1 rRNA gene is annotated in these 2,885 nt (G+C 49.2%); it reads left to right on the top strand.

The features are described 5' to 3' along the window. Positions 1–2,729, top strand: a 23S ribosomal RNA gene (locus Q4Q39_RS20550); the annotation flags it as partial. Positions 2,730–2,885 lie beyond the last annotated feature (156 nt).

The raw sequence follows: 2,885 nt of genomic DNA on the forward strand, positions 1-2,885 counted from the left end.
GAATTGATCCGCAGATATCCGAATGGGGCAACCCGGCATATTGAAGATATGTCACCTAGCAATAGGAGCAAACCCGGAGAACTGAAACATCTAAGTACCCGGAGGAGAAGAAAACAAAAGTGATTCCGTTAGTAGTGGCGAGCGAACGCGGATTAGCCCAAACCGGTATTGTTACGGCAATACCGGGGTTGTAGGACCACGATATTCGAAGCGTAATGAACTGGAACTGTTTGGAAAGACAGACCAGAGAGGGTGATAGTCCCGTATAGGTAAAGAACGTTAAGATAGTGGTATCCTGAGTAGTGCGGGACACGAGTAATCCTGTGTGAACCAGTCGGGACCATCCGATAAGGCTAAATACTCCTGAGAGACCGATAGTGAACTAGTACCGTGAGGGAAAGGTGAAAAGAACCCTGAATAAGGGAGTGAAATAGAACCTGAAACCATACGCTTACAAGCGGTCGGAGCGGACTTGATCCGTGACGGCGTGCCTTTTGCATAATGAGCCTACGAGTTACCGTTGCTAGCAAGGTTAAGGACTTCAGGTCCGGATCCGTAGCGAAAGCGAGTCTGAACAGGGCGCTTAAGTTAGTAGTGGTAGACGCGAAACCGTGTGATCTACCCATGGGCAGGTTGAAGCTGTAGTAACATACAGTGGAGGACCGAACCGGTTGACGTTGAAAAGTCTTCGGATGACCTGTGGGTAGGGGTGAAAGGCCAATCAAACTCGGAAATAGCTCGTACTCCCCGAAATGCATTTAGGTGCAGCGTTGATTTATAGTTTTATAGAGGTAGAGCTACTGATTGGATGCGGGGGCTTCACCGCCTACCAATTCCTGACAAACTCCGAATGCTATAAAATGTTGATCAGCAGTGAGGGCATGGGTGCTAAGGTCCATGTCCGAGAGGGAAAGAACCCAGACCATCGGCTAAGGTCCCCAAATATATGTTAAGTTGAACTAACGAGGTCGAACTGCTTAGACAGCTAGGATGTTGGCTTGGAAGCAGCCATTCATTTAAAGAGTGCGTAACAGCTCACTAGTCGAGCGGTTCGGCATGGATAATAATCGGGCATAAACATATTACCGAAGCCATGGACAAGAAATTGTGGTAGGGGAGCATTGTAGTGTCGTCGAAGGTGTACCGTGAGGCATGCTGGAGAAGCTACAAAAGAAAATGTAGGCATAAGTAACGATAATGCGGGCGAGAAACCCGCACTCCGAAAGACTAAGGTTTCCTCAGCTATGCTAATCAGCTGAGGGTTAGTCGGGACCTAACGCGAACCCGAAAGGGGTAGTGGATGGCCAACAGGTTAATATTCCTGTACCTGCCCGCGCTAAAAGTGACGGAGGCGAAAAGTTGGTGCGTACTGACGGAATAGTACGTTGAAGCCAGTGGCAACACGGCGATAGTACACTGAGGCCTCGGTCAAGGTGATAATCCAGCAAATCGACTTCCAAGAAAAGCGAGCGAGGCAGCCCGTACCCTAAACCGACACAGGTAGTTGGGATGAGAATTCTAAGGAGCTCGAGAGATTCATGGCTAAGGAACTAGGCAAAATAGACTCGTAACTTCGGGAGAAGAGTCGCCACCCCTCGGGGTGGCCGCAGTGAAAAGGTCCAGGCGACTGTTTATCAAAAACACAGGGCTATGCTAAATCGAAAGATGACGTATATGGCCTGACACCTGCCCGGTGCTGGAAGGTTAAGTGGAGGGTTTAGCTTCGGCGAAGATCTCAAATGAAGCCCCAGTAAACGGCGGCCGTAACTATAACGGTCCTAAGGTAGCGAAATTCCTTGTCGGGTAAGTTCCGACCTGCACGAATGGTGCAACGATCTGGACACTGTCTCAGCCATGAGCTCGGTGAAATTGTAGTATCGGTGAAGATGCCGATTACCCGCTGTGGGACGAAAAGACCCCGTGCACCTTTACTATAGCTTAGTATTGGTTTTGGATAAGTAATGTGTAGGATAGGTGGGAGACTTTGAAGCGGCGTCGCCAGGCGTTGTGGAGTCATTGTTGAAATACCACCCTTTGCTTATCTAGAGTCTAACTCTCTTGCGAGAGGACAGTGCTTGGTGGGTAGTTTGACTGGGGTGGTCGCCTCCAAAAGAGTAACGGAGGCTTCTAAAGGTACCCTCAGCACGCTTGGTAACCGTGCGCAGAGTGCAATGGCATAAGGGTGCTTGACTGAGAGACCTACAAGTCGATCAGGTTGGAAACAAGAGCATAGTGATCCGGTGGTTCCGCATGGAAGGGCCATCGCTCAAAGGATAAAAGGTACGCCGGGGATAACAGGCTGATCTCCCCCAAGAGCTCACATCGACGGGGGGGTTTGGCACCTCGATGTCGGCTCGTCACATCCTGGGGCTGGAGAAGGTCCCAAGGGTTGGGCTGTTCGCCCATTAAAGTGGCACGCGAGCTGGGTTCAGAACGTCGTGAGACAGTTCGGTCTCTATCTACAGTGGGCGTTAGAAATTTGAGTGGATCTGACTCTAGTACGAGAGGACCGAGTTGGACAAACCTCTGGTGCATCAGTTGTTCCGCCAGGAGCATTGCTGAGTAGCTACGTTTGGAAGGGATAAGCGCTGAAAGCATATAAGCGCGAAACCCACCACAAGATGAGATTTCTTTAAAGGGTCGTGGGAGATTACCACGTCGATAGGCTACAGGTGTAAAGGCAGTAATGTCATAGCCGAGTAGTACTAATAACCCATAGGCTTATTGTACGCCTGTTTTTTTATAAGGTTCAATATATATTGTTATAGTTATTTATGTATCGGATGGCCTTCAAGGTCTTTTTTCAATATGTTAAGATATTTGCGCGCAGCGCAGTTGACAGTGTCCGGTCACAGTTTGCAGTATTAGGTTACTGAAAACTGATT

The organism is Flavivirga amylovorans, from assembly GCF_030540875.1.
Lineage (GTDB): Bacteria > Bacteroidota > Bacteroidia > Flavobacteriales > Flavobacteriaceae > Flavivirga > Flavivirga amylovorans.